Consider the following 24,124-nt stretch of genomic DNA (forward strand, 5'->3'; position numbering starts at 1 on the left):
CGTTACGCCCCTGAGGCGCAAAATGCCAGCTTACACGGACCACATCCAGTAGATTGCGGCGCTGGTGACGACCATCAGCACCAAATTCAATGGCGCGCCGACTTTCACGAAGTCGGTAAAGCGATACAGCCCGGTGCCGAAAATCATGGTGTTGGTCTGGTAGCCCACCGGGGACAGGAAGCTTGACGAGGCACCGAACATGACCACCAGGGCGAGTGGGAAGACGGCCATGTCGAGCGCATGGGCAAGCGAGATTGCGACCGGCACGAGAACGACGACGGCGGCATTGTTGGAAACGATGGAAGTCAGCAGGGCTGTCAGCAGGTAAAGCGCCATCATGACGAGCATCGGGTGCCAGTTGTCGGCGTGGACGGCGAGCAGGCCGCCCAGCCAGTCTGCGCCGCCCGACTTTGACATGGCAATGCCGAGCGGGATGACGCCGGCGAGCAGGAAGATGACATTCCAGCTCACCCCCGAATAGAGGTCCTCACGTGCCAGCAGGCCGGTGAAGAACATCGCCATGACACCCATCAGGGAGGTGACCACGATGGGCAGTGGCGTCAGCGTGGCGCCCAGAACCACGCCAGCGACGATCAGTCCGGCCGTCCACTTGCGACGGTTGTCGAAGCGGTCTTCGAAGACATCGAGAACGATCAGGTCGGGATGGCGGCGAAGGTGCACCAGCGCAGTGGCCGAGATCTCGACCAGCACGATCTCACCGACGCGCAGGCGCTCGTCGGCCAGGCGGCGCGATCGCACCGAGTCGGTTTCCAGGCCGACCAGGCGCGCCTTGTAGCGGCGCCAGAAGCCGACGCTCTGGCCGGTGGAATCCCCGAAAACCGTCTCATTGCGAAGCAGGACGCGGGCAAGCTTGCCGTCGCGGCGTACGCTGCGGCGCTCGCCGAACTCGGAGAGCACCTGGACTTCGTCGCCCTTGATGAGGTCCATAACCTGGCGACGGGTGCCGCTCAGGTGCACGATGTCGTCGACCTTGAGTCGCGTGGTGGCGGCCTTCTTGACCCACGATTCACGGCCGCGGACCAGTTTGAGGGCGTCAACATCGTGGCGAGTCTCGAAATCGGCCTCGCTAAGGCTCTTGCCGACCAGGTTGCTACCCGAGGCAACACGGGCCTCGAAGATGAACTTGCTCTCGGCCTCGTCATGCACATTGACCCGGTCGCTTGCCGGCAGTAGCCAGCGCCCCAGCGTGAGGAAGTAGACCAGCCCGGTTGCGAGAACCACGATACCGACCGGAAGGAACTCGAACATGCCGATCTGGCGACCGAAGGCGGGATCATCGGCCAGGAGGCTCGAGGCAAGCAGGTTGGTCGAGGTGCCGATAAGGGTGAGTGTGCCACCGAGCATGCCGAAGAAGCTCAACGGCATCAGCATGCGCGAGGCCTTCGAACCGGAGCGGCGCGCCATGTCGAGTACGAGCGGAATGGCTACCGCGACGGCTGCAGTGTTGTTGATCAGTCCGGAGACCGGGCCGACCAACAGCGCAATAATGATCAGTTGTCGCGTTTCCGAGCCGCCCATCAGGGGGCCGAGCACCTTACCGACGCTATGAATCAGGCCGGAGCGCTGAATGCCCGACGAGAGAATGAACATCGCGAGCACGGTGATGGTGGCCGGATTCGAAAAACCCGACAGGCCTTCCCGCACCGTCGGGAAGGCCGACTCGAGATCGATGCCGCGTTGGAGCAGCCACTCGGAGTGGAACAACTGTGGAATCGCAATGACCGTGATCAGAATCAGAAAAGCGGTGACGTCGAGTGGCAGCTTCTCGCTGGCGAACAGGTACAGCGCGATGCCGATGATGATGAAAACCAGCGCAATCTCGACGGTCATTTAGGATCCAGCCGGAGCAAAAAAATCAAAACCCTGTTTAACGCAAAGACGCGAAGCAGCAAAGAGCGCAAAGAAAACCTTATGAAATAAAAAATGTCGAACACGGACAATACTATAGGCACAGAAGAAGATCCCTTTGATCTTCAAATTCCGCATGCCCCGTGTCTTCCGTGAGTCCGATGCTTTTTGTATTTTTTACTTCTTAGCGTTCTTCGCTGCTTTGCGTCTTTGCGTTTTAAAGATTTTCCGTCTCAGCTACGCCCGGCGGCGAGTTCCCGGCCGATGAGCATGCGGCGGATTTCGTTGGTGCCGGCGCCGATGTCGTAGAGCTTGGCGTCGCGCAGCAGTCGGCCGGTGGGGTATTCGTTGATGTAGCCGTTACCGCCCAGGGCCTGAATGGCCTCGAGGGCGACGTTGACCGCGCTGGTCGAGGCGTGCAGCAGGCAGGCGGCCGCATCGATGCGCGAGCGCTCGCCCTGGTCATAGTCGGCTGCAACCTGGTAGGCGAAACCGCGCGAGGATTGCAGTGCGGCGTACATGTCGCCGATCTTGGCCTGCATGAGACCGAAATCGGACAGAGGGCGGTCGAATTGCTTGCGTTCGTTGACGTAGGGCAGCACGTTGTCCATCGCCGCCTGCATGATGCCGATGGGGCCGCCGGAGAGCACGAGCCTTTCGGAATTCAGTCCCGACATCAGAATCTTGACGCCTTCATTGACCTCGCCGAGCACATTTTCTTCCGGGATCTCGCAGTCCTCGAACACCAGTTCACAGGTGTTGGAGCCACGCATGCCCAGCTTGTCGAGTTTCTGGGCCTTTTGGAAACCATCGAAGTCCTTCTCTACAAGGAAGGCGGTCATGCACTTGCTGCCGGCATCCTTGCCGGCGGTGCGCATGTAGACGATGGCGACATCGCACTCCGGACCGTTGGTGATCCACATCTTCGAGCCGTTGGCGACCCAGACGTCGCCCTTTTTCTCGGCCCGGCAACTCATCGAGCCGACGACGTCGGAGCCGGCGCCCGGTTCGGACATTGCCAGTGCACCGACCCATTCCCCGGACACCAGCTTGGGTACGAACTTCTCTCGTTGCGCCTCGGTGCCGTTGCGGCAGAGGTTGTCCAGGCACAGGTTGGAGTGTGCCCCGTAGGACAGGCCGATCGAAGCCGATGCGCGCGAGATTTCTTCCATCGCGACCAGGTGAGCCAGGTAGCCCATATCCGAACCGCCATGCTCTTCGGGAATAGTGATGCCTAGCAGGCCCATTTCGCCCAGCTCCCGCCACAGCTCCTGCGGAAACTCGTTGGCCTGGTCGATGGCCTCGGCGCGCGGGGCAATCGATTCCTCGGCAAAGCGGCGGACGCTCTCGCGCAGCATCTCGATGTCTTCGTGAAGTCTCATTCTGGCACTCTAGTTTTCGGCTGGGGTCGGGGACTGCATCCGGCCTTTCGGTTTCGAAGAATCACCAGTAAATAGTAAATAGTGAAAAGTAAATAGTCGCACTGCCATCGCAGTAGCGTTGCAGCCAAACCATTGCCGCCTAGGCACTTTTCTATTCTCTATTTTCTATTTTCTATTCACCAGTAGCCATTTACGAAAGATCAGATCAGGGGCCTCGACACCTGCCGCTGGCGCCACGGGTGCCAAAGCCCCACTCAATCAGTGATTCCCGCGCTCGCGGCCCGGGAAGCGATGGGCTCGGCCCATGAACGGCAGTTTGAGCTTGCCGACCATCGCGATGCGTTCGGCGGCCATGCGATCGGCGGCTTTCCAGGTCGGGATGCCGTCTCGCTCGGCGATCTGGAAGATCTTCGAGACGTTGTAATAGATGGCGCGCGTCATGCGCTTGGCACGTTCGCGATTGTAGCCCTCGAACTCGATCGAGACGTTCATCAGGCCGCCGGCGTTGACCGCATAGTCCGGGGCGTAAATGATGCCGCGGCGTTCCAGTTCGTCGCCGCATTCCTCGGTGGCGAGCTGGTTGTTGGCGGCACCGCAGACTATCTTGAACTTGAAGCGGGGAATGGTCTGTTCGTTGACCGTCGCCCCCAGCGCTGTCGGGGAATAAACTTCTGCGTCCACATCGTAGATTTCGTCGGTTCCGACTGCTTCGCAGCCCATGTCGACAGCGGCCTGGACGGCCTCTTCGTTGATGTCGGTGACGAATACCTTGGCGTTCTCCTTGCGCAGCAACTTGACCAGTTCCATGCCGACATGCCCCACACCCTGCACGGCGTAGCTGTACTTGCCGATGTCTTCGTCGCCGAACTGGCGCTGCAGGCTGGCTCGGATGCCCTGGAGGGTGCCGAAAGCGGTAAACGGCGAAGGATCGCCCGATCCGCCGTGGACCTGGTGCACGCCGACAACGTTGTCGGTTTCCTGGAAGACGTATTCCATGTCGTTGACGTCGATGCCGACGTCCTCGGCCGTGATGTAGCGGCCGTGCAGGGAATCGATGAAGCGCCCGACCGCGCGGAACAGCGCCTCGGACTTGTCCTTGCGCGGGTCGCCGATGATCACGGACTTGCCGCCGCCCAGGTTGAGGCCGGCAACAGCGGCTTTGTAGGTCATGCCGCGCGACAGGCGCAGTACGTCGTCGAGGGCATCCTGCTCCGTGGCGTATGGCCACATGCGCATGCCACCCAGGGCCGGTCCGAGCGTGGTGTTGTGAATGGCGATGATGGCCTTGAGCCCGGCATCCTTGTGATGGCAGAAGATGACCTGCTCGTGCTCGGTCGTGTGGATGGTTTCAAACAGATTCATTGACAGTCCTCCAGGGCCTGCGGCAACTAAGTCGCAGGCGATTGCGCCGATCCCCCGAAGAATCGGCCGGGTTTGACTTGTAGGTTGACACGCCCGGCGGTGACAAGATATCCGGGCCGCGATCACCTCGCTTGCTTACTGTTCATGAAGCGTGACGAGGCAGCCGCCTATTTTAGCCTGAACGGCAAGGGCGTGCCAGTTTGGGGGCGATCGGCGGGAAGGACCGCCGAGCCGGAGGGGTGTGGTTCTAGTCGAGCTCGACCTTGACGGAGAACGCGCCGCGCAGGTCGCCGACGGAGAAACCGCGGGCCTGGTCCTGCGGATAGGCCGCGTTGATGGCTTCGTCAAGTTCCGGCGAGATGTTGCTGCCGTGACAGGCGGTGCACAAACCCTGGGTGGGGATGGCCTTCATCCAGTGGCCGAAGCGCCGCTCGCCCTGTCGCCGAATGACGAAGGTCTCTATCTGTCCCGGCGCGTCGCCTTTGGCCAGGCGTTGTTCGAAGTGTTCGAGAACCCGTGCCTCCAGGCTATCGGGGGCGTTGTCGGGGTTGCGTACTCTGAGTGCCGTGCGCCCCACCTGCACGCCCGGGCCCGAGACGTTTTCGGCAATCTCCGGCGCCTGGATTCTGCAAACCTCGATGCCCGTCACTGGCCCACCCTCGGCCATCGCGGCCTGCAGGGCTTTCTGGAGTTGGCTGCCCAGTGCTGCGGCACCCGACCGGGCATCTTCGACCCAGGCCGGGGCCGGATCTTCAGCCGCGCTGGCCGATACGCTCAGCAAGGCGACCAGCGCCAGGGCGGCGCGCCCCATCAGTTGAACGCCCGTCCGGGCTGTTTTCCGGCGGACTTGAGAATCTTTGCCAGGGGGCAGAACCCGGTAAAGGACGCCTGCAGCATGTTGATGCCGACAAACGCTGTCAGTAGCAACCAGTAGACGCTATAGATTTGTGACAGCGCAAGGCTGAGAAGAATCATCAAGCCGGCAATGGCGAAAACCAGTCTGTCGATATTCATCGTGTGCTTCCCTTTGGGGCGAGGATGCCTATAATATAAGCAACAACTAATATAAATGTCAAGTCCTGCCGTTTTCGTCTTCGGGCTTGCAGAAGCGGCGGTGCAGAGGTGCGATCAGCTCCAGAACCATCGGATCGGCAATGCGGTAATAGATGGTCTGGGATTGGCGCCGCGTCGCGACCAGTTTTTCTTCCCGTAGCCGCGCCAGGTGTTGGCTCAGGGCCGACTGGCTCATGGCGATGCGCTGATTGAGTTCCCCCACGGAGTGTTCGCCCTCGACGAGCGAGCACAACAGCATCAGTCGGGTGGGATTGGCAAGCGCCCGGAGCAGCGTGGCGGCGTGGTGCGCCTGTTCCGGGTCAAGATCAGCGAGTTCCGGAATTACACCTTGAAACCTGTCGGGCATGGTGGGCGGCCTGCGAGGAGCTCGTGTCGTTTTGTCGAGCCCCGAACAACCAGGCATTAATTAAGGTATTACTAATATAAACGGCCAAGCGCAGCCGGTCAAGCAATCCTCGAGTCGGCGGGGTCAGCCTGCCACGGCGCGGATAATCAGATAGAAAAAGACCGAAAGCAGTGCGCCGGCGGGAATCGTGATGACCCAGGACATGAAAATGGAGCCGACCGTCTGCAGGTTGATCGCGGCTATGCCTCGAGCCAGGCCAACACCCAGAATGGCGCCCACCACCGTATGCGTGGTGGAAATCGGTAACCCCGTACCCGAAGCCATGACGATGGTGGCCGCGGCGGCCAGGCCGGCTGCGAAGCCCCGGCTGGGCGTGAGCGTCGTAATGTTGCTCCCGACCGTGGCAATGACCCGATGGCCGTAGGTGGCCAGTCCAATGACGATCCCTGTACCCCCGAGGATCAGGATCCAGACCGGGACGACGGCTTCCTGGTTCACGCTGCCGCTGCCGGCAACGCTGACCACCGCAGCCACCGGACCGATGGCGTTGGCGACATCATTGGAGCCGTGTGCGAAAGCCATGGAGCAGGCCGTTACTACCATCAGTACGCCGAATATGCGCTCAACGGTGTAGTAGTGGAAATCGGTATCCTGCAGATCCGTATCGGGAATGCGCATGATGAATATGGTGCCGATGCCGGCAACGACACCCCCCATCGCGACCGCCAGCCCATAGGCATGAATCGGGTCAAGGTCGATACCGATGTGCTTGAGGCCCTTGAAGACGGTAACCAGGGTCATGAAGAACCCGGCCAGGAATATGTAGCCGGGGACGTAGCGTCGAGCCGCCTTGAGCGGATCGGATCGCTCCAGAACCAGTCGCTGGACACTGGTGAACAGCACCCATGCGATGAAGCCGGCCAGCATCGGGCTGATCACCCAGCTCATGACGATCCGTCCGACCTGGTCCCAGTGAACGGCGGAACTTCCGATGCCGATGGCGGCAAAGCCCACCACGGCACCGATGATGGTATGCGTCGTGGAGACCGGCCAGCCGCGGGCCGAGGCAATCATCAGCCACGTGCCTGCGGCGAGCAAGGCGGCCAGCATGCCGTAGACGAGCAACTCGGGCTGCCCCTGCAGCAGACTGGCATCGACGATGCCCTTTCGGATAGTGCTGGTGACGCCGCCGCCGGCCAGCACGGCGCCGGAGAATTCGAACACGGCCGCGATCAGGATCGCCTGCTTGATGGTGATGGCGCGCGAGCCTACCGAGGGCGCCATGGCATTGGCCACATCGTTTGCGCCGATGCCCCAGGCCATGAACAGGCCGAACAAAGCCGCCAGGAGGATATAGAAAATCGCCTGTTCCATGAGCTGCGTCTCTCGGGTCTATCGGGGGTTGGTTTAGCGAGCGATCATAAGGTGCAGGCGGCTGCCGACGCGTTGGGCCAGGTCGCCCAGGTCACCTGTCCGGTCGATGATCTTGTAGAGAAACATGACATCGATGGGGGGTAGGTCCTTCTCTACTTCGAACAGCTTGGCCCGAAACTGAACTTGCAGGTTGTCGCTGTCGTTTTCGATTTCGTCGAGCTTCTTGATCATGCCCATGACGAGATCGATCTCACTGCCGCTGAACCCCGTCTCGAATAACTCGTCGAGTTCATTCACCGTCTTGTGTGCCTGTTCCACGGCCTCGAGGCAGCGGTCGACGAAGTTCAGGTAAAGATCCTGGAGGGGAGCAGGGATGACCATTCGACGGCCGAGCATCAGGCCGGAGATGTCGCGGGCCTTGTTGGCAATGCGGTCCTGTACCGAGAGCATCTCCAGTACATCGGTTCGAGCCACCGGCATGAAAAGGCTGCGTGGGAGGTTAAGCCTCAGTTCGCGCTTGAGATCGTCGGCTTCGTGTTCGAGGTTGACGATGTTCTTGCGGATTTCGGCGGCTCTTTCCCAGTCCCCGGCCTGGGCCGCGCGCACGAAATCAGGCAGTTGCAGGGCGCATCCGGCCGCTTTCTCGATGTGTTTCTGGAGCGGGCGGACCGGCGACTGGCCGAATACCCTTGAAATATAACCGGTTGGATTCATTGGATTTTTGCCTTGATTTGCCCAAAGGAGAGCCAGCGGCGGCGATTGTAACAGTTTCGTGACGAAATCATGACCCTCTGTGATCGCGGTCAATTTTGCATTGTGTGACAGGAGTCTCAGTGCTTTGCTGGCATAATAAGTCGATGGATTCCTGAGTTTCCGGACATGGCGCAGGAAAAGGGACAGCCCGAATCAATCTGGACGCGCGAGATGATCGTCCACCCCTCCGACCTGGAGGTGGGCAACTTCGTCGTGCGCCTGGATATCCCCTGGATCGATACGCCCTTCCCGCTGCAGGGCGTGCTGATCGATTCGGAAGACACCAAGGTATGGTTCGAGGATCACTGCGAGTGGGTCGTCATCGACTTCGAACGCAGCGATACGCCCCAGCCTCCGACCCGACTGCTACCGAAATCCGGTAAGTCCAAGGATGACGACGAACCTGTCCGGCCGTCCACGGATCTTCGGGATCCCATCAATGCGCTACGCGGCGATCGCATCGACAAGGACAGCGTGGGCGTGGCGCTTCGCGCCTACAACATCCTCGACAGCCAGGCCCGGCAACTCATTCGGGGATTCGCCCAGAAGGGTACGGTGGAAATCAAGACGGCCGAGCGGGTGGTGGCCGAACTGGCCGGTTACCTCCAGCAGAATCTCGCAGCGATGGTCTGGCTGACCCGGATCAAGGAACGCGACGACTACACGGCACAGCATTCCATCAATTCCGCCATTCTGGCACTGGGACTGGCCCATGCCCTCGAGTGGCCGCCGGACCAGGTCGAGAGAGCGGGAATGGCTGCATTGCTTCATGACGTCGGCAACGTCGATATCGATGCATCCGTGCTCAACAAGCCCGATCTTCTCAATGAGCAGGAATATCGGCATGTCAAGACGCATACGGCGCGCGGGTACGAGTTGCTTGCAGGGCGTGACGAAGTCGACGAGGCCATCGCCCTGGCCGCGCTGGAACATCACGAACGAAGTGACGGCAAGGGTTACCCCCACGGCAAACAGTCGGGCGATATCAACCCCGTTTCGCGCCTGGTCTCGATCGTCGACGTCTACGATGCGGTGACGTCCCAGCGAAGCTACCGTCCCGCGCGGTCCCACCACGACGCCCTGGGTGTGCTCTGGCGAGCCCGCTTGCACAAGTTCGACCGGAAGATGGTCGAGACCTTCATCCACTTCCTGGGCTGGGTGGCCCCGGGTACGCTGGTGCGCCTGTCGAACGGGGAGCTGGCGATCGTCGAGGAAACCAACATCGTCCATGGCTTTTATCCGGTTGTGCGCAAGCTCATTCATGGTGGAGCGGGCTATCGGCCCGGGGAGCGGATCGACCTGGCCGAGCTGCGCGATGACGAGGGAAATCCGATGATTCATATCGAGGAAGTCCTCCCCGACGGGCTGCCCGGCGTCAATGTCAAGGCCATGCTGGTATCCGTTCTGGAGTGAGCTGTCTGGACAAGGCCTCCCCATCGGAAGTACAGTTCCCCGGCAGGGCCATGGCTAGAGCAAGGGGAATCTCATGCCAGAGTATCCCAACGGGTGGGCTTTCGAGAGCCGCGTCGATCCTTCCGAACTGCAGTTCGGACATTTTGTCACGCGTTTGGACATCCCCTGGTCGGAAACGGAGTTTCCCCTGAAGGGCGTTTTGATCGATTCAGCGGAGAAGAAGCGCTGGATGCAGGAAAACTGCGCCTGGGTGGTCATATCCCGGGAGCGCGGTCCCAGCCAATGGGTTCCCCCGAGACCATTGCCGGCTGCGCCTGGTTCGGATAGTCCCCGGCCCATAAGATCGCTTCGCTCGGGCAAGGGAAAGCCACTCAAGGGCGAGGTCAACGCCAAGACCCTCGAAAGGGCGCTTGAGATCCGCAATTCCCTGGACAGTCGCATTCAGGAGTTGGCGGAGCAGTTCCAGAAGGGCAGTGAGGTCGACGTGGATTCGGCCCAATCCGTAGTCTCCGAACTTGCCGAGGTTCTGGAGGAGCATGCGGCGGCTCTGGTCTGGCTGACGCGCATCAAGAATCGCGATGACTACACGGCCCAGCACTGTATCAATGCCTCGATCCTTTCGTTGGGGCTGGCCCATGCACTGAACTGGGAAGACAAAAAGATCGAATATGCCGGTCTGGCGGGGCTGCTCCACGACCTGGGCAAGCTGCGAATTGAATCTGAAATACTCAACAAGCCGGCCCGCTTGACGGCTGAAGAGTACGAGATCATCAAGACGCATACGACGATTGGATACCAGCTTCTTCATGAGGAAGGCGGTCTGCCGGACGCAGTGATCCAGGCCGTTTTGCACCACCATGAGCGTCCCGACGGTCTGGGGTATCCGCACGGTCTTGCCGGCGGCGCCATCCCGCCACTGGCGCGGCTGGTTGGTATCGTCGATGCCTATGATGCGATTACTTCCCGGCGCGTATACGATCCGGCACGTTCCCATCACGACGCTTTCAGCGTTCTCTGGAAGCAGCGGAATCAGCAGTTCGACGGGCCGATGGTCGAAGCGTTTACCCAGTACCTCGGCTGGGTGACACCGGGTACGCTGGTACGCTTGACCAGCGGGGATCTCGCACTCGTTCTGGAAGCGAGTGAAGGGCGCGGACTGTTGCCAATGGTTCGGTTGCTTGAAACCACCGACGCCGGCCACACATTGGGAGACACGCTCGACCTGGCCAGCCAGAGACCCGAGGTCGGAGATGCGCCCGTTCGCATTGCTGAAGTCCTTCCCGATGGTACTGAGGATGTGGACATCCATGAGCTCTCCAGGATTTTCGATTCTTCGCTGGACTTGGCTTGACCGGTCTTTCCGGTAAATAATCGGCGCATCGACTACGCCATCCACAATCAGAGGGAGTCTGGATGAGTCAGTTGGATCGATTTCGACGGCTGCTGGGAATGCGGCAGCCCGACGACCGTCGCCAAAGTCGACGCCTGCACGCGCGGCGCGGGATGCGGGTTCTAGTTGTCGACGATTCCCGTACGATCGTGGCCGCCCTCAGCCACATGCTGGGTCAGAACGGTTACGAAACGCGCAGTGCCGAAGATGCCGAGACGGCGCTGAAGCTGGCCGCAGATGATCCGCCGGACCTGATCTTTCTCGACATCGTGTTACCCGGCATGAGCGGATTCACCGCCTTGCGCAAGCTGCGTCGCAATCCTGCCACCGAGTCCGTGCCCGTCATCATGATCAGCGGCAACCCGCAGGCGGTCGAGGAGTTCTACCTCAAGAAGATCGGTGCCGACGGGTTCATGAAAAAACCGTTCGGGCGTTATGAAGTGTTCTCGCGCATCGAGCAGCTGGTTGGTGCCGGCGAGCTTCCCAGCCGTGGCGTCCGGGAGGAGCCCTCCCAGGTCGAATGAAACCTCGCACCGTCGGAATCGGATTGATCCACGTCAATCCGTGCTTTTGCACTCGCGACTAGACTGGGCTATCGCGCATAGTCGGAGGTTTCTCCATGAATCGCAAGCAATTGCTCGAGCGCCAAGATGAACTGGAACAGCGTCTGGGCGCCATTCGCCGGGATATCGGAGGCGGCCTGGATCGAGACCTGGAAGAACAGGCGCAGCAACTGGAGAACCAGGAGACGCTGATGGAGATCGCCCGGATCGCCGAGGCGGAGCTGGCCGAAGTCGAGCGTAAGCTTGCAGAGTTCGATTCATCGGGCGATTGAGCCAGAAATATGACAGTCACGCTGCAATGGCGTGACTTTTTAACTTATCTGTCATATTTCCGCCACATAATACCGCGTCGTCGATGGCGCGCTGCGCCATTCACGTTTCACTCAGATCAAGGCAGGTACCTCATTATGACCCGGATTGCTTTTTTTCATGGCGCAAGCGCAAGAGCGAGCGGCGTCTTTCAATCATGCCTGGCGCTGTTGGCGATCGCCTCCACCTGCGCCGTGCATGCCCAGGATGACCGCTGGGAATTCGGCGGTGATCTGCGCGCCGGTTTCTACGCTAGTGAACGCGACGCCCGAGACGGTAGCGATAGCAGCGACGAGAGCGTGCGCGGCCGCTTTCGACTGTTCGCCCAGCGCGAAATCTCCGACAATTGGCGCTTCCGGGGGCGCGTGGCGACCTGGGTCACGACCGATGGCAACGACTACTCGCTGGAATTTGATCGCTACCGCGCATCGGGCACGGGTACGCAACCCGGAGAGATCCACCTCGACGAGTTCTTCTTCCAGTGGGCCGATGATGCGCAACGTCACCAGGTTCGCGTCGGCCGCTTCCAGACCGGGTTCAAGCTTCCGGTCGTGCCCGACAAGAGCCTGGACCGCAATGATTCGTCCAATGTCGGTATCGGCTGGACCGACGGGGTGCACTGGATCAGCAAGCTCGGCGGTGGCTGGGAGAGCCATGTCATCGCCCAGCTGAACCATCGTCGGGGGACGGGCAATACCTTCCGCGGTCCGATCGATTTTTCCGACAGCGGCAGCCGCCTTGGCGCTTATCTCGGACTGCGCTCGACTGAATCCTGGGGGCCGGTTTCCATGCGCATGCTCACGCTGAACTGGATTCCCGATGCGCTGGCCACCCACGGCGTGGCCGACCCGCGAAGGGATGACTACCTGACGATGACGGCCAAGGCGGCGGCCGAATGGCCCGTGGGCGAAGCAGGAACACGTTTCGTGCTTGCGGGCGAGTATGGTCATGCCTTTGAAACACCGCGCGAAAGCGTAATGCTGGTCGGCACACCCGATGACGACGTGGGTGGCGATGGCTATCAGCTCAGCGCCAATCTGTTCGACATTCGCCCCGGCCACAACCTCGGGGTGGTCTATGGTCACGTAGAATCCGGCTGGCTGATCTCGAATGATTTTCGCAACAACAACGATCTCTACGAGATCCGTTACCAGCACCATTTCACCCAGCAATTGCGCGTCGATGTCCGCTTCCGCATCCGCGAGGAAATCGAGCGGCGTGTCGGCTCATCCGATCTGCAGGAGGATCGCGACCTCTACGTCCGGTTTACCTACAAGCTCTGAGCCCACAGAAAGCCATGGTCGTTCCCGCCGGTGGGCGGGGCGACCTTTTCTGCTACATTGACCGGCGTCTGATCCAGCGAATGGAATCTCAATGGTCGCGGCCACGCTCTTTGTCTACCTTGTCTTGCTTTTGACCATCGGCGTGTGGGCGCAGCGCAGGGTGGGCGATACGGCCGATTTCCACCTTGCCGGGCGTCGCATGGGCCCGGTCATCGCCGCGCTCAGCGCCTCGGCCAGTTCCTCCTCGGCCTGGACGCTACTCGGGGTCAGCGGCGCGGCCTATGCCTGGGGGCTGCAGGCACTGTGGCTGGTGCCGGCCGTCTGGTCGGGCTTTTTCATCAACTGGGTCTTCATTGCGCCGAAGCTGCAGCCGGCCAGCCACGACAACGGCGCTTTGACCCTGGTCGAGTTCCTCGGGCACGGCGCGGGCCCGGCCGACGAGCGCCGTATTCGCGCTTTCGGTGCGGCTATTATCCTTTTCTGCTTCACTTTTTACGTCGCGTCCCAGTTCCAGGCGGCGGGTACGGCCATAAGTACCGCCCTGACGGTCGACACGGCCGTGGCCATCGTCTCGGGTGCGGCCATTGTGATCGCTTACGTGTTTCTCGGCGGCTTCTGGGCCGCAAGCGTGACCGACGCCCTGCAGGGTTTGATGATGTTTTTCGTTGCGCTGGTCCTGCCCGTCGTGGCGCTGGTGGCCGTCGGTGGCCCCGTCGGCCTTCAAACCGGTTTGCAGGCATTGCAGGACCCGTCCCTGACAAGACTGGTCGACCAGCCGGGACTGTTGCTCTCGATGGTTTTCGTAGCGGGCCTGTTCGGTATCGGGCTCGGCTATCCCGGCCAGCCGCACGTCGTCAATCGTTTCATGGCCCTGCGCTCGCCTGGCGAAATTCGCTTCGCTCGCAATATCGCGCTGGCCTGGGCAGCGGTGATCTATGTCGGCATGGTGGTATTGGGCTGGTCCGGTCGTGTGCTGATGCCTGAACTGGCCGACGGCGAGTCCGTCCTGCTGGAGGTGGCCGTGGACCTGTTGCCGCCCGTCCTCGGTGGCCTGGTGGCCGGCGGGGTTCTGGCCGCGATCATGTCGACCTCCGACAGCCAGCTTCTCGTGGCCGGCTCCGCGGTCAGCCACGACCTGAGGCGCGGCCGGGTTTCGCTTTCCGTGGACCGCATCGTCATCGTCGTCCTGGGGATTGCGGCCGTGGCGTTGGCTCTTTGGTTTCCGGCCTCGATCTTCGATCGCGTGCTGTTTGCCTGGCAGGCTCTGGGTAACGCCTTCGGGCCGCTATTGGTGGTCATGCTGTTCGCCGGGCACGTCCGGCCGGGTTACCGCCTGGCGGCCATGCTGGTCGGCTTTGTCATGACGGTTACGATCAGCTTCTTTCCGCAGGCGCCCGGCAATGCCGTCGAGCGGCTGGTGCCCTTGTTCATTGCCCTGGCCATCGCTTTAGCCGGCGTGCAACAGCAACCGCTTGAAGGCGGCCAGCGCCGGAAATGAGCGAATGGATTGGATGGGCCCTGTTGCCGGTTTTCGGCATCCACCTGATTGCCTTCGGTCTGCTGTGGCTGCGACGTCGCCAGGCTTACTACATTGCCCTGGTCGTCACCTTTTCCCTGCTGAGCGCTTCGGTGGCGCTGAAGTTGTGGGGTGGGGCGCCGGTGATCGCGAATCAGCCGCTGGATCAGTGGTTGCGGTACGGCGCCTGGGCGGCGGCCTCGGTGTCGATCAGCTGGGCGCTGGTGCGTTTGCTTCAGCGTCGTCAGGCCGGACGACAGAACTGCTCGTAGAGCGTGGCCATTACGGCCCTGACCTCGCCGCTGGCCAGGGAGTAGTAGATCACCTGCTGGTCCCGTCGGGTTCGGACCAGACCGGCGTTGCGCAGTACCGCCAGGTGCTGCGATAAGGCCGACTGGCTCAGGGGCAGGTGGCTGTTGAGCTCGCTGACCGAGAGTTCCGAATCGAGCAGATGGCAAAGGATCATCAGGCGGTGCGGGTTGGCCATCAGCTTGAGAAAGCCGGCCGCATGCTCGGCATGCTGCGCCATATCCTGCGGCGAGGGCATCTCGAACCGCGGGGACTGGCTGTTCTGAAGTGTAGTAGCGGTAGCCATAGCGGGTAATTATTGCCCAAAAGGGGGCTCTTTCGCAAAAGGATTTTTGATTCTCGCGCCACAGGCACCCGCAGAAATCGCCCTGACCTCCACCCTTTGGCCCGTCGCGCGTCGACGGGCTACAATGGGCAGTTCCCGTTCAATCGTGAATTCACGCCATGAGCCAGACTGCCGAATCGCTTTCGAGCACGCCCAGTACAGACGCCGACCTTCCGCTGCGAGTGGTCACGGCCGCCAGCCTGTTCGACGGTCATGATGCCGCCATCAACCTGATGCGTCGCCTGATCCAGGCCGAGGGTTGCGAGGTCGTCCACCTGGGGCACAACCGGGCGGTGGCCGAGGTCGTGCGTTCGGCCATCTGCGAGGACGCCGATGCCATCGCCGTGAGCTCCTACCAGGGCGGGCACCTGGAATACTTCAAGTACATGGTCGACATGCTTGACGAGCTTGGAGCCGGTCATATCAAGGTCTTCGGCGGCGGCGGCGGCACGATTACGCCCGATGAGATCCGCGAACTCGAGGAGTACGGCGTGACCCGCATCTATCACCCCGAGGACGGGATGAAGATGGGGCTCAAGGAGATGATCGCCGACCTGGTGGAGCGCACCCGCCAGGGACGCGCGCGGCGAAGGTCGGAAGACGGGAGCCAGCAGTCACAGGAAGGCGACGCCGCCGTCGCCGGCAAGCTTTCGGCCATCGAGAACGGAAGCATTTCCGAGCACGAGCTGGCGCAACTGCGCAAGGCCGCGGAATCAGCCAACGGCGTTCCGGTCGTCGGTCTGACCGGCACCGGCGGGGCCGGCAAGTCCTCGGTCACGGATGAGCTGCTCAATCGGTTTTTGCAGTACTTCCCCGAGATGCGCATCGCGGTGCTGGCCGTCGACCCCACGCGCCGGCGAACGGGCGGGGCACTGCTGGGCGATCGTATTCGCATGAATTCGCTTCGCTCCGAGCGCGTGTTCATGCGCTCCATGGCCACGCGCCGGCAGCACCTGGCAACATCGGAAGTGGTGGCCGATGCGCTGGCCCTACTGCGCACCAGCGACTTCGATCTGGTGATTCTGGAAACGGCTGGCATCGGCCAGTCGGATTCCGAGGTCGTCGACCTGGTGGATTTTCCGGCGTATGTCATGACATCCGATTTCGGCGCGGCCAGCCAGCTCGAGAAAATCGACATGCTGGACTTCGCCGAACTGGTGGCTCTCAACAAATTCGATCGCCAGGGTTCGCAGGACGCGCTCAGGGACGTGCGCAAGCAGTGGAAGCGCAATCGCCTGGCCTTCGACCTGGCCGACGAGGACGTGCCGGTCTACCCGACCATTGCCAGCCAGTTCAACGATCCTGGCGTGACCTGGATGTTCATGAACCTCTGCCGCCTCTTGCGGCAAAGCGGTGATACGGAGGGAGACGAACCGAAGCAGTCATTCGGAACCGAGCGGTGCGACTTCAGGCCCGACGTGGAGCTGGCCGAGAAGGAGCCGAAGCCTTCCGTCCTGATCGACGGCAGGCGGGTTCGCTACCTGGCCGAGATTGCCGAGCAGGGCAGGACGCTCAATGAAAAGATCCTGCAGTGGGCCGAGGAGGCCCGCCGCGCCCAGCACTATTACGAAGTCCTGCGGGAACTTGAAGTCATTGACCTTCCGGCGCCGTTGAAACTCCCCGATGCCGACCTGAAATCCGGGGGTACCGAGTCTGATGATGCCCGCCTTGCCTCTACGCTGCTTCAACGTTATGCCGAGGCCGTTAAGGCTCTCCCCGAGGAGGGGCGTGAGTTGCTGCGGCAATGGCCGGATCTGAAAGCCGCTGTCGAGGCTGACGAATTCAGTTACGAAGTACGCGGCAAGAAGATCAGCGGCTCGAATTACCGCGAGTCGCTGTCGAAGCTGCAGATTCCCAAGATCGCCCCGCCCCAGACCTCCGACTGGGGCGATCAGCTGGTGTTCCTGATGAAGGAGCACCTGCCCGGGCACTATCCTTATACCGGCGGTGTCTACCCCTACCGGCGTACCAACGAAGATCCGATCCGGATGTTCGCCGGTGAGGGCACACCCGAGCGGACCAACCGTCGTTTTCACTATGTCTCGGAGGGCCAGCCGGCCAAGCGCCTGTCGACCGCCTTCGACTCGGTGACCCTCTACGGCGAGGATCCGGCCGAGCGGCCCGACATCTACGGCAAGGTGGGCAATTCGGGCGTGTCGATCGCCACGCTCGACGACATGAAGAAACTCTACTCTGGTTTCGATCTGGCCGACCCGGCTACCTCGGTGTCGATGACCATCAACGGCCCGGCGCCGATGATCATGGCCATGTTCATGAACACTGCCGTCGACCAGCAGGTCGAAAAACACCTCAAGGAAAACGGCCAGTGGGACACCGCGCAGAAGAAGCGAGCCGAACTGCTCGGCGACGATGCACCGGAATATACCGGTGAGTTGCCGAAGAGCAATGACGGCCTGGGGCTGGGCACGCTCGGCGTGACCGGCGACCAACTGGTCGACGCAGAGACCTACGAAAAGATCAAGGCCGAAACACTCAAGGTCGTGCGTGGCACCGTCCAGGCCGACATCCTCAAGGAGGACCAGGCCCAGAACACCTGCATCTTTTCGACCGAGTTCGCCCTGCACATGATGGGCGACATCCAGCAGTACTTCATCGACAAGGGTGTCAGGAACTTCTACTCGGTTTCCATCTCTGGTTATCACATCGCCGAGGCCGGGGCGAACCCGATCAGCCAGCTCGCCTTCACTCTGTCGAACGGATTCACCATCGTCGAGTATTACCTGGCGCGGGGTATGGACATCAATGAGTTCGCCCCGAACCTGTCGTTCTTCTTCTCCAACGGCATGGACCCCGAGTATTCGGTTATCGGTCGTGTGGCGCGGCGTATCTGGGCGCGGGCCATGCGCGAGCGCTACGGTGCCAACAAGCGTTCGCAGATGCTCAAGTACCACATCCAGACCTCGGGCCGCTCGCTGCATGCCCAGGAGATCCAGTTCAACGACATCCGGACCACCCTGCAGGCACTCTATGCCATTTTCGACAACTGCAACAGCCTGCATACCAACGCCTACGACGAGGCGATCACCACGCCGACCGAGGAGTCGGTGCGAAGAGCGGTGGCCATCCAGATGATCATCAACAAGGAACTGGGTCTCAACTACAACGAAAACCCTTTCCAGGGCAGCTACATCATCGACCAGCTCACCGACCTGGTCGAGGACGCCGTCTACGGCGAGTTCGAGCGCATCTCCGAGCGTGGCGGCGTGCTGGGTGCGATGGACACCATGTACCAGCGCGGCAAGATCCAGGAAGAGTCGCTCTACTACGAGCACAAGAAGCACGACGGTTCGCTGCCGCTGGTCGGCGTCAACACATTCCTGCCGACCGAGGGTGGTGAACAGGAAGGTGGCGAGATCGAGCTGGCGCGCTCTACAGCTGAGGAAAAACAGCAGCAGGTGCGCAATGTCCACGCCTTCAATCGGCGCAACGAGTCGCGCTCGCAAGAGGCACTGAATAAGCTTCAGGCCGTCGCGCGCGAGCGGGGCAACACTTTCGAGGCACTGATGGAGGCGGTCAAGTGCTGCTCGCTGGGCGAGATTTCGCACGCCCTGTATGAAGTCGGCGGCGAATATCGCCGCAATATGTAAGCCGGCCCGGCGCGGTCGGCAAGGGACCGCGCCTTGATTCCCCCGGGGATTTCTGGTCAACTCCCCGGGTCAAGCAGAGCCCAATCAGACCTATAAAAGAGGATTCAATTGATGTCCCAGAATAACGAGGGGAGCCCGGCCGTGCCGGGTCAGCGCCAGTTCTTCGGCCATCCGGCCGGTCTCGGAACACTGTTCTTCACCGAGCTGTGGGAGCGCTTCAGCTACTACGGCATGCGTGCCCTGCTGGTGCTGTTCATGACCGCCGCCGTGCTTGAAGGCGGCCTGGGAATGGACGATCCGACGGCTGCGGCCATCTACGGCCTCTATACCGCCGGTGTCTACCTGGCCGCGCTGCCGGGCGGCTGGCTGGCCGACCGCATCTTCGGTCAGCAGAACGCCATCTGGTATGGCGGCATCATCATCGCCGCCGGCCATATCGTGTTGTCCCTGCCGGGCTTCGGCGTCATGGAAGAGTCCTACGGGTTCTTTCTTGGCCTGATCCTGATCGTGGTCGGTACCGGCCTGCTCAAACCCAATATTTCCAGCTGCGTGGGCGAGTTATATCCGGAAGGTGGGGCTCGCCGCGATGCCGGCTACGTGATCTACTACATGGGTATCAACGTTGGCGCCGCGCTCGGCCCGTTCATCTGCGGCCTGCTTCGCATCAACATGGGCTGGCACTGGGGTTTCGCCGCCGCCGCGGTGGGCATGATTGCCGGCCTGATTGTCTACCGCATCACCCAGAAGCACCTGGGTGAATTCGGCAAGGAGCCACATCCCACGCCGGCCCACAAGCAGGCGCAGACGAAGTACATGGCCTGGGCGATTTACGCGGGTACGGCACTTTTGTTCCTCGTCGCCTTCCTGGCCCTGGGTGGGGCGGTCGAAGTGAACGCTCAAATGCTGGCGGAGTACAGCGTCTTCGTCATTGTCGGCGTCGCCGTGCTGTTCTTTGCCCGCGTACTGCTCGACAAGGATCTGACCGGGCTGGAGCGACGGCGTACCATCGTGCTGGTGGCACTGTTTATAGGGGCAGCGTTGTTCTGGGCCGGCTTCGAGCAGGCCGGCTCTTCGCTCAACCTGTTCGCCGAGCGCTACACGGCGCGAGAGATGCTGGGCATCCTGATACCAGCCGAAGCCTTCCAGTCGCTCAACCCGGTCTACATCCTGATCTTCGCGCCCTTCTTCTCGGCGCTTTGGATCAACCTGGGCCGGCGCAATCTCGATCCGTCGATTCCGATGAAGTTCGCGCTCGGTTTCGCACAGCTTGGCCTTGGTTTCGGTTTCATGTGGATTGCCGCCTCGCTGATCCAGGACGGCGACCAGGTACTGCCGACCTGGTTGTTGCTGACTTACCTGTTCCATACTACCGGCGAGCTGTGCGTCAGCCCGATCGGCCTGTCGGCCACCTCCAAGCTGGCGCCGCGCCAGTACTACAGCCAGATGATGGGCATGTGGTTCTTCGGTGCGGCACTGGGCAACCTGTTGGCGGGACTGCTGGCCGGTTCGTTCAGCGGTGATCGCGTCTCCGAGTTCCCCGAACTCTATCGCAATGTTGTTATCTTCTGCGGTGTGGTGACCATCGGCTTCCTGATCGCGACGCCTTTCCTCAAGAGAATGGCAGCACTCGACCAGCCAACTGACGACCTCACGCGTGAGGACGAACCGGGCGCCTACGAAGGCGGCGGCCCGAAACAGCCTCGAGATTGATCGGGGATGGAGTAAGGACGAAAAGCGGGCGCCTCTGGCGCCCGTTTCTTTTTTGGCGTAGGTGTTCGAAATCTCAAATCCGAAGCACCAAATAGCAAACAAAATTGAATGTTCGAAATTCGAATGCTCGAAACATTCAGGTGCCGAGCGCTCCCCCGCAGCTTGAACCCTGGCCGGCGGTGCAGCCGTAGCAGTGGTCGGCGATGCCGATGCGGCGCGGCAGGTCGCCGTGCTGGAGCAGGTCGTCGAGGTGGGTGGCTTGCGATTTGCCCTCGAGCGGTAGCCCGAGCATCTGGTTGAAATCGCAGTCGTAGAGGTAGCCGCGGTAGTCGACGCTGAGCAGGTTGCGGCACATTACGCCGTTCAGGTTCTCGCGCTTGTAAGCGTTCTTGAGCAGGGTCATGTAGTCGCCGAACTCGCCCTTGCTGAGCAGGATGGCGCCGAAGCGCTTGATCGGCATGTTGGTGATCGTGAACAGCTGGTTGAACTCGATGCCGAACTCGTCGGCGAGCAGTTGCTTGTAGTCACCCTCCAGGGCTTCCTGCGGCGGCGGCAGGGAGGCGCCGAGCGGGTTGTAGACCAGGTTCAGGGTGCGGCCGGTCTTTGGCTTGCCGTAGCCGAGTTCGTTGAGTTGCTGCAGGGCCGATATCGAGGACTCGAACACGCCGTTGCCGCGCTGGGCATCGACGTTGTCTTTCGAGTAGCAGGGCAGGGAGGCAACGACCTCGATGTCGTGTTCGGCGAGGAAAGGCCCGACCCAGTCGTAGCCGGGCTCGTTCATGATCGTGGGGTTGAGCCGGTCGATGACGTGCAGCCCCCTATCTTTCGCTTGCTCGACCAGCCAGCGAAAGTGCGTGTTCATCTCCGGCGAGCCGCCGGTCAGATCGAGGGTCTTCGCGCCGAAACGATCGGCTACCGCCAGCGCCGAGGCCATCGTGGCCCGGTCCATGAGTTCCTTTCGATTGGGCCCGGCATTGACGTGGCAGTGGAGGCAGGCGAGATTGCACAGATAGCCCAGGTTCATCTGCAGCGTGTCCAGGCGTTCTCGGGCGATGGCCGGAAAGTCGGTCTTTTGCAGCAGCGGCCAGGCGTCACGCATCGTCTTTCTCCGTTTGTCTGTCCGTGTCGGTACGCGAGCGAAATGGATTGATCAGCAGTTGCAAAAGGGTCTGTTCCCGTTTCGAGCGAAAGCGATCGAGCCCGATGGGCATGCTGCGCTCGTCCTCGCGGGGCGCCGGCGTGTAGCTGCCGAACAGGCGGTCCCAGATCGACAGGTGGAAGCCGTAGTTGCTGTCGGTTTCGGGCCGCCAGGTCGAATGGTGAATGCGGTGCATGGACGGGGTGACGATCAGCCAGCGCAGGCGTCGGTCGAGCGCCGGCGGAAAGCGGAAATCCGCGTGAGTGAACAGCGATCCGGCCGAGAGCAGAATCTCGAAAACCAGCACGGCGGCCGGGTGCGGGGCCAGCAGCCACACCAGCCCCAGCTTGATCCCCATCGACAGGGTCGTCTCGAACGGGTGGAAGCGAACCCCGGTCGTGACGTCGAAACCGGTGTCGGCGTGATGGACGCGGTGCATGCGCCATAGAACCGGAACGATGTGCAGGAGGCGGTGCTGCCAGTAGATCGCGACATCCAGGACCACAACGGCGGTGAGAAATTCGAGCCAGGTGGGCCAGGCCAGCCAGCCGTAGAGCCCGCCGCCGTGCATGTGCATGGCGAAGGCCACGGCCAGCACGGGAAAGGCCAGGCGCAGCACCAGGGTGTCAATCACGACCAGCAGGGCATTGGTTAGTTGCCGCATCGACCAGCGTCCATCGCCGCGAGCCGGCCACAGGCGCTGGATGATCAGCAGCAGGGCCAGGGTGGCCAGAAAGATGGTGACTCGGATGATGGGTTCGTTTGGCATGCCGGTGGTCGGTGGTCAGTAGTCAGGTTTCAGGAGTCAGGATTCAGGTTTCAGGTTTCAGGATTCAGGATTCAGGATTCAGGATTCAGGATTCAGGATTCAGGATTCAGGATTCAGGATTCAGGATTCAGGATTCAGGATTCAGGATTCAGGATTCAGGCGATGGCGATGGCGATGGCGATGGCGATGGCGATGGCGATGGCGATGGCGATGGCGATGGCGATGGCGATGGCGATGGCGATGGCGATGGCCTACGGACCACAGACAACAGACCACAGATTACAGATTACAGAACACGGACCGCGGACTGTCGTCCTTCGAGCAATTCCAGCAGAGCCAATTGCGACGGTAAAGGCCGGTGCAGGCGTTTTAGCTCTGCGGCGACTCGAGCCATGTCCTCGGCCGTGTCAAGGTCGCTGAGCATGGGCAGTTCCAGCCATTCGGTCTCGTCTCCGATGGATTCCCGGAATCTTTGCAGCGTATCAGGCCGGCTGTAAGGAACGCGTGTCCATCGTTCCAGGGGCGGAACGTGGTTGGCGCCGAAAGTCCAGAAACCGCCGTCGCGCGCGGGGCCGCATGCGTTTAGCGGTGGATCGCAGGACAGCCAACTACACGCGCGTCGGAGCAGAGCAGCGTCGATCTGCGGGGCGTCGGCGCCCAGAAGCAGGCCGCTGCCGTGTCGCTCAACCAGCGCCGCCAGCACCCGCTGCATTCGCTCGCCAAGGCCGCCCGGGCCCTGTGCGATATGGGCCAAACCCGGCCAGTGGGCGGCAGCCTGCCGCTCGGGCTCGGCGATCGCCCAGTAGACGTTCGGGCTCGCCTGGCCTACGACTTCCGCGACCGTGGCGGCACACTCCAGATAAAGCGCCTCGGCCTGCTCCGTGCCCAGTGTCCTGGCCAGGCGGGTCTTGACCGGCGACAGGCCCGGCGTCTTGACGAAGATCGCGATCGCGGTCATGAAGATCCGGCCCCGATCCTGGCGCGCGCGTTCCGAATCAGCCGGCAGGCGGCGACCTGGTGCTGCCAGCTGGTACGCAGCCAGCCGCGTTCGGCGTAACGCCGCGCGCTGGTGGCTACACGCAGCCCCATGGGTCGGACCGACATGCCTGCGGCGCGCGCCCTCACGATGAAGTCCAGGTCCTCGCCGCGTTCGATGTCTTCCCGGAATCCGCCCAGGCACCGCCACGATTCTGATCTGATGCACAACCCCTGGTCACCGTAGGGCAAGCCGAACAGGCGCGAGCGCAGGTTGGCGCCGACGGCGTTGAGCCGCGTGAGCGCCGGGCCGTCGGGCTGGAACTGCAACCAGCCGTAGCCGATCGCGTCGGGCTCGCTGCGAATGAAGGCGAGCGTTCGCTCGATGGCGTCGGGCTCGGGCAGGCTGTCGGCGTGCAGGAACCACAGCCAGCTGGCGTCAGCCGCTTCGGCACCCGCGTTGAGCTGCCGGCCACGGCCGGCCGGGCCAAGCAGCGTCACGGCATCGCGAGGCAACGCATGCGCCGGTTCGGCGACGGCGCTGACAATCAGCGCACAATCGGCCGGGCGCCCGTCGAGCGCGCGGTACAGGCCGGGGGCGAGGCGGTCCCCCGGTCCGACCGGCACGACGATGCTTAGCAGCGAACCGGACATTG

Annotated in this window: 22 protein-coding genes; 9 read left to right on the top strand and 13 right to left on the bottom strand. The window is 61.8% G+C overall.

The window, feature by feature from the left end; genetic code table 11:
* Nucleotides 1-30: 30 nt before the first annotated feature.
* The 8 genes from ACDC66_RS10545 to ACDC66_RS10580 all read right to left on the bottom strand — a co-directional run bounded on the left by ACDC66_RS10545 (nt 31) and on the right by ACDC66_RS10580 (nt 8,121).
* On the bottom strand, nt 31-1,851 hold the full coding sequence (locus tag ACDC66_RS10545; RefSeq protein WP_376696680.1) for an SLC13 family permease: 1,821 nt from the start codon (nt 1,849-1,851) through the stop codon (nt 31-33).
* A gap of 251 nt (nt 1,852-2,102) precedes the next feature.
* Nucleotides 2,103-3,251, bottom strand: a complete 1,149-nt coding sequence (locus ACDC66_RS10550) for an isovaleryl-CoA dehydrogenase (RefSeq protein WP_376696681.1) — start codon at nt 3,249-3,251, stop codon at nt 2,103-2,105.
* 258 nt (nt 3,252-3,509) lie between these two features.
* On the bottom strand, nt 3,510-4,613 hold the full coding sequence (locus tag ACDC66_RS10555) for a Glu/Leu/Phe/Val dehydrogenase dimerization domain-containing protein (protein WP_376696682.1): 1,104 nt from the start codon (nt 4,611-4,613) through the stop codon (nt 3,510-3,512).
* 247 nt (nt 4,614-4,860) lie between these two features.
* The gene (locus ACDC66_RS10560) at nt 4,861-5,424 is read right to left on the bottom strand and encodes a Tll0287-like domain-containing protein (protein WP_376696683.1); all 564 of its coding nucleotides are present in this window, start codon (nt 5,422-5,424) and stop codon (nt 4,861-4,863) included.
* Nucleotides 5,424-5,627 carry a YgaP family membrane protein gene (locus tag ACDC66_RS10565; RefSeq protein ID WP_376696684.1) on the bottom strand — a complete coding sequence of 68 codons (204 nt, stop codon included), beginning with the start codon at nt 5,625-5,627 and terminating at the stop codon, nt 5,424-5,426. The genes ACDC66_RS10560 and ACDC66_RS10565 overlap by 1 nt, the downstream gene beginning before the upstream one ends.
* Before the next feature lie 58 nt (nt 5,628-5,685).
* Entirely contained in the window at nt 5,686-6,033 is a 348-nt protein-coding gene (locus ACDC66_RS10570) for an ArsR/SmtB family transcription factor (protein ID WP_376696685.1), read from the bottom strand.
* A gap of 123 nt (nt 6,034-6,156) precedes the next feature.
* Nucleotides 6,157-7,407, bottom strand: coding sequence for an inorganic phosphate transporter (locus ACDC66_RS10575; protein ID WP_376696686.1), 1,251 nt, complete (start codon nt 7,405-7,407; stop codon nt 6,157-6,159).
* Nucleotides 7,408-7,440: 33 nt separating this feature from the next.
* Nucleotides 7,441-8,121: a TIGR00153 family protein gene (locus tag ACDC66_RS10580; protein WP_376696687.1), complete on the bottom strand. Its 681-nt coding sequence runs from the start codon at nt 8,119-8,121 to the stop codon at nt 7,441-7,443.
* A 165-nt stretch (nt 8,122-8,286) separates the two neighbouring features.
* Here ACDC66_RS10580 and ACDC66_RS10585 point away from each other — a divergent pair, with 165 nt between their 5' ends.
* The 7 genes from ACDC66_RS10585 to ACDC66_RS10615 all read left to right on the top strand — a co-directional run bounded on the left by ACDC66_RS10585 (nt 8,287) and on the right by ACDC66_RS10615 (nt 14,906).
* A complete protein-coding gene (locus ACDC66_RS10585) occupies nt 8,287-9,573 on the top strand; it encodes an HD-GYP domain-containing protein (protein WP_376696688.1) in 1,287 nt (428 codons plus the stop codon).
* Nucleotides 9,574-9,646: 73 nt separating this feature from the next.
* Nucleotides 9,647-10,924, top strand: coding sequence for an HD-GYP domain-containing protein (locus ACDC66_RS10590; protein ID WP_376696689.1), 1,278 nt, complete (start codon nt 9,647-9,649; stop codon nt 10,922-10,924).
* A gap of 62 nt (nt 10,925-10,986) precedes the next feature.
* Nucleotides 10,987-11,487 carry a response regulator gene (locus ACDC66_RS10595; RefSeq protein WP_376696690.1) on the top strand — a complete coding sequence of 167 codons (501 nt, stop codon included), beginning with the start codon at nt 10,987-10,989 and terminating at the stop codon, nt 11,485-11,487.
* A gap of 95 nt (nt 11,488-11,582) precedes the next feature.
* Complete coding sequence (locus ACDC66_RS10600; protein WP_376696691.1) at nt 11,583-11,798, top strand: hypothetical protein; 216 nt, start codon at nt 11,583-11,585, stop codon at nt 11,796-11,798.
* A 135-nt stretch (nt 11,799-11,933) separates the two neighbouring features.
* The gene (locus ACDC66_RS10605; RefSeq protein ID WP_376696692.1) at nt 11,934-13,118 is read left to right on the top strand and encodes a hypothetical protein; all 1,185 of its coding nucleotides are present in this window, start codon (nt 11,934-11,936) and stop codon (nt 13,116-13,118) included.
* Between the two features lie 91 nt (nt 13,119-13,209).
* Complete coding sequence (locus ACDC66_RS10610) at nt 13,210-14,616, top strand: sodium/proline symporter (protein ID WP_376696693.1); 1,407 nt, start codon at nt 13,210-13,212, stop codon at nt 14,614-14,616.
* Entirely contained in the window at nt 14,613-14,906 is a 294-nt protein-coding gene (locus tag ACDC66_RS10615) for a hypothetical protein (protein ID WP_376696694.1), read from the top strand. Before ACDC66_RS10610 ends, ACDC66_RS10615 begins: the two co-directional genes overlap by 4 nt.
* Here ACDC66_RS10615 and ACDC66_RS10620 read toward each other — a convergent pair.
* Nucleotides 14,879-15,229: an ArsR/SmtB family transcription factor gene (locus ACDC66_RS10620; RefSeq protein WP_376696695.1), complete on the bottom strand. Its 351-nt coding sequence runs from the start codon at nt 15,227-15,229 to the stop codon at nt 14,879-14,881. The two genes, ACDC66_RS10615 and ACDC66_RS10620, sit on opposite strands and share 28 nt — an antisense overlap.
* Nucleotides 15,230-15,387: 158 nt before the next feature.
* Here ACDC66_RS10620 and ACDC66_RS10625 point away from each other — a divergent pair, with 158 nt between their 5' ends.
* On the top strand, nt 15,388-18,876 hold the full coding sequence (locus ACDC66_RS10625; RefSeq protein WP_376696696.1) for a methylmalonyl-CoA mutase family protein: 3,489 nt from the start codon (nt 15,388-15,390) through the stop codon (nt 18,874-18,876).
* A 111-nt stretch (nt 18,877-18,987) separates the two neighbouring features.
* Nucleotides 18,988-20,586 (top strand): peptide MFS transporter, encoded by a 1,599-nt coding sequence (locus ACDC66_RS10630; protein ID WP_376696697.1) that lies wholly within the window; start codon nt 18,988-18,990, stop codon nt 20,584-20,586.
* Nucleotides 20,587-20,722: 136 nt separating this feature from the next.
* On the opposite strand, the gene arsS is transcribed toward ACDC66_RS10630, so the two are convergent.
* From arsS to ACDC66_RS10650, 4 genes are all read right to left on the bottom strand, one after another.
* Complete coding sequence (gene arsS / locus ACDC66_RS10635) at nt 20,723-21,685, bottom strand: arsenosugar biosynthesis radical SAM (seleno)protein ArsS (protein ID WP_376696698.1); 963 nt, start codon at nt 21,683-21,685, stop codon at nt 20,723-20,725.
* A complete protein-coding gene (locus ACDC66_RS10640; protein ID WP_376696699.1) occupies nt 21,678-22,493 on the bottom strand; it encodes a sterol desaturase family protein in 816 nt (271 codons plus the stop codon). Before ACDC66_RS10640 ends, arsS begins: the two co-directional genes overlap by 8 nt.
* A gap of 286 nt (nt 22,494-22,779) precedes the next feature.
* On the bottom strand, nt 22,780-23,451 hold the full coding sequence (locus tag ACDC66_RS10645; protein ID WP_376696700.1) for a TIGR04282 family arsenosugar biosynthesis glycosyltransferase: 672 nt from the start codon (nt 23,449-23,451) through the stop codon (nt 22,780-22,782).
* Nucleotides 23,448-24,122 (bottom strand): glycosyltransferase, encoded by a 675-nt coding sequence (locus tag ACDC66_RS10650; protein WP_376696701.1) that lies wholly within the window; start codon nt 24,120-24,122, stop codon nt 23,448-23,450. The genes ACDC66_RS10645 and ACDC66_RS10650 overlap by 4 nt, the downstream gene beginning before the upstream one ends.
* Between the last annotated feature and the right edge of the window lie 2 nt (nt 24,123-24,124).

This window comes from Wenzhouxiangella psychrophila, assembly GCF_042310375.1.
Classification (GTDB): domain Bacteria; phylum Pseudomonadota; class Gammaproteobacteria; order Xanthomonadales; family Wenzhouxiangellaceae; genus Wenzhouxiangella.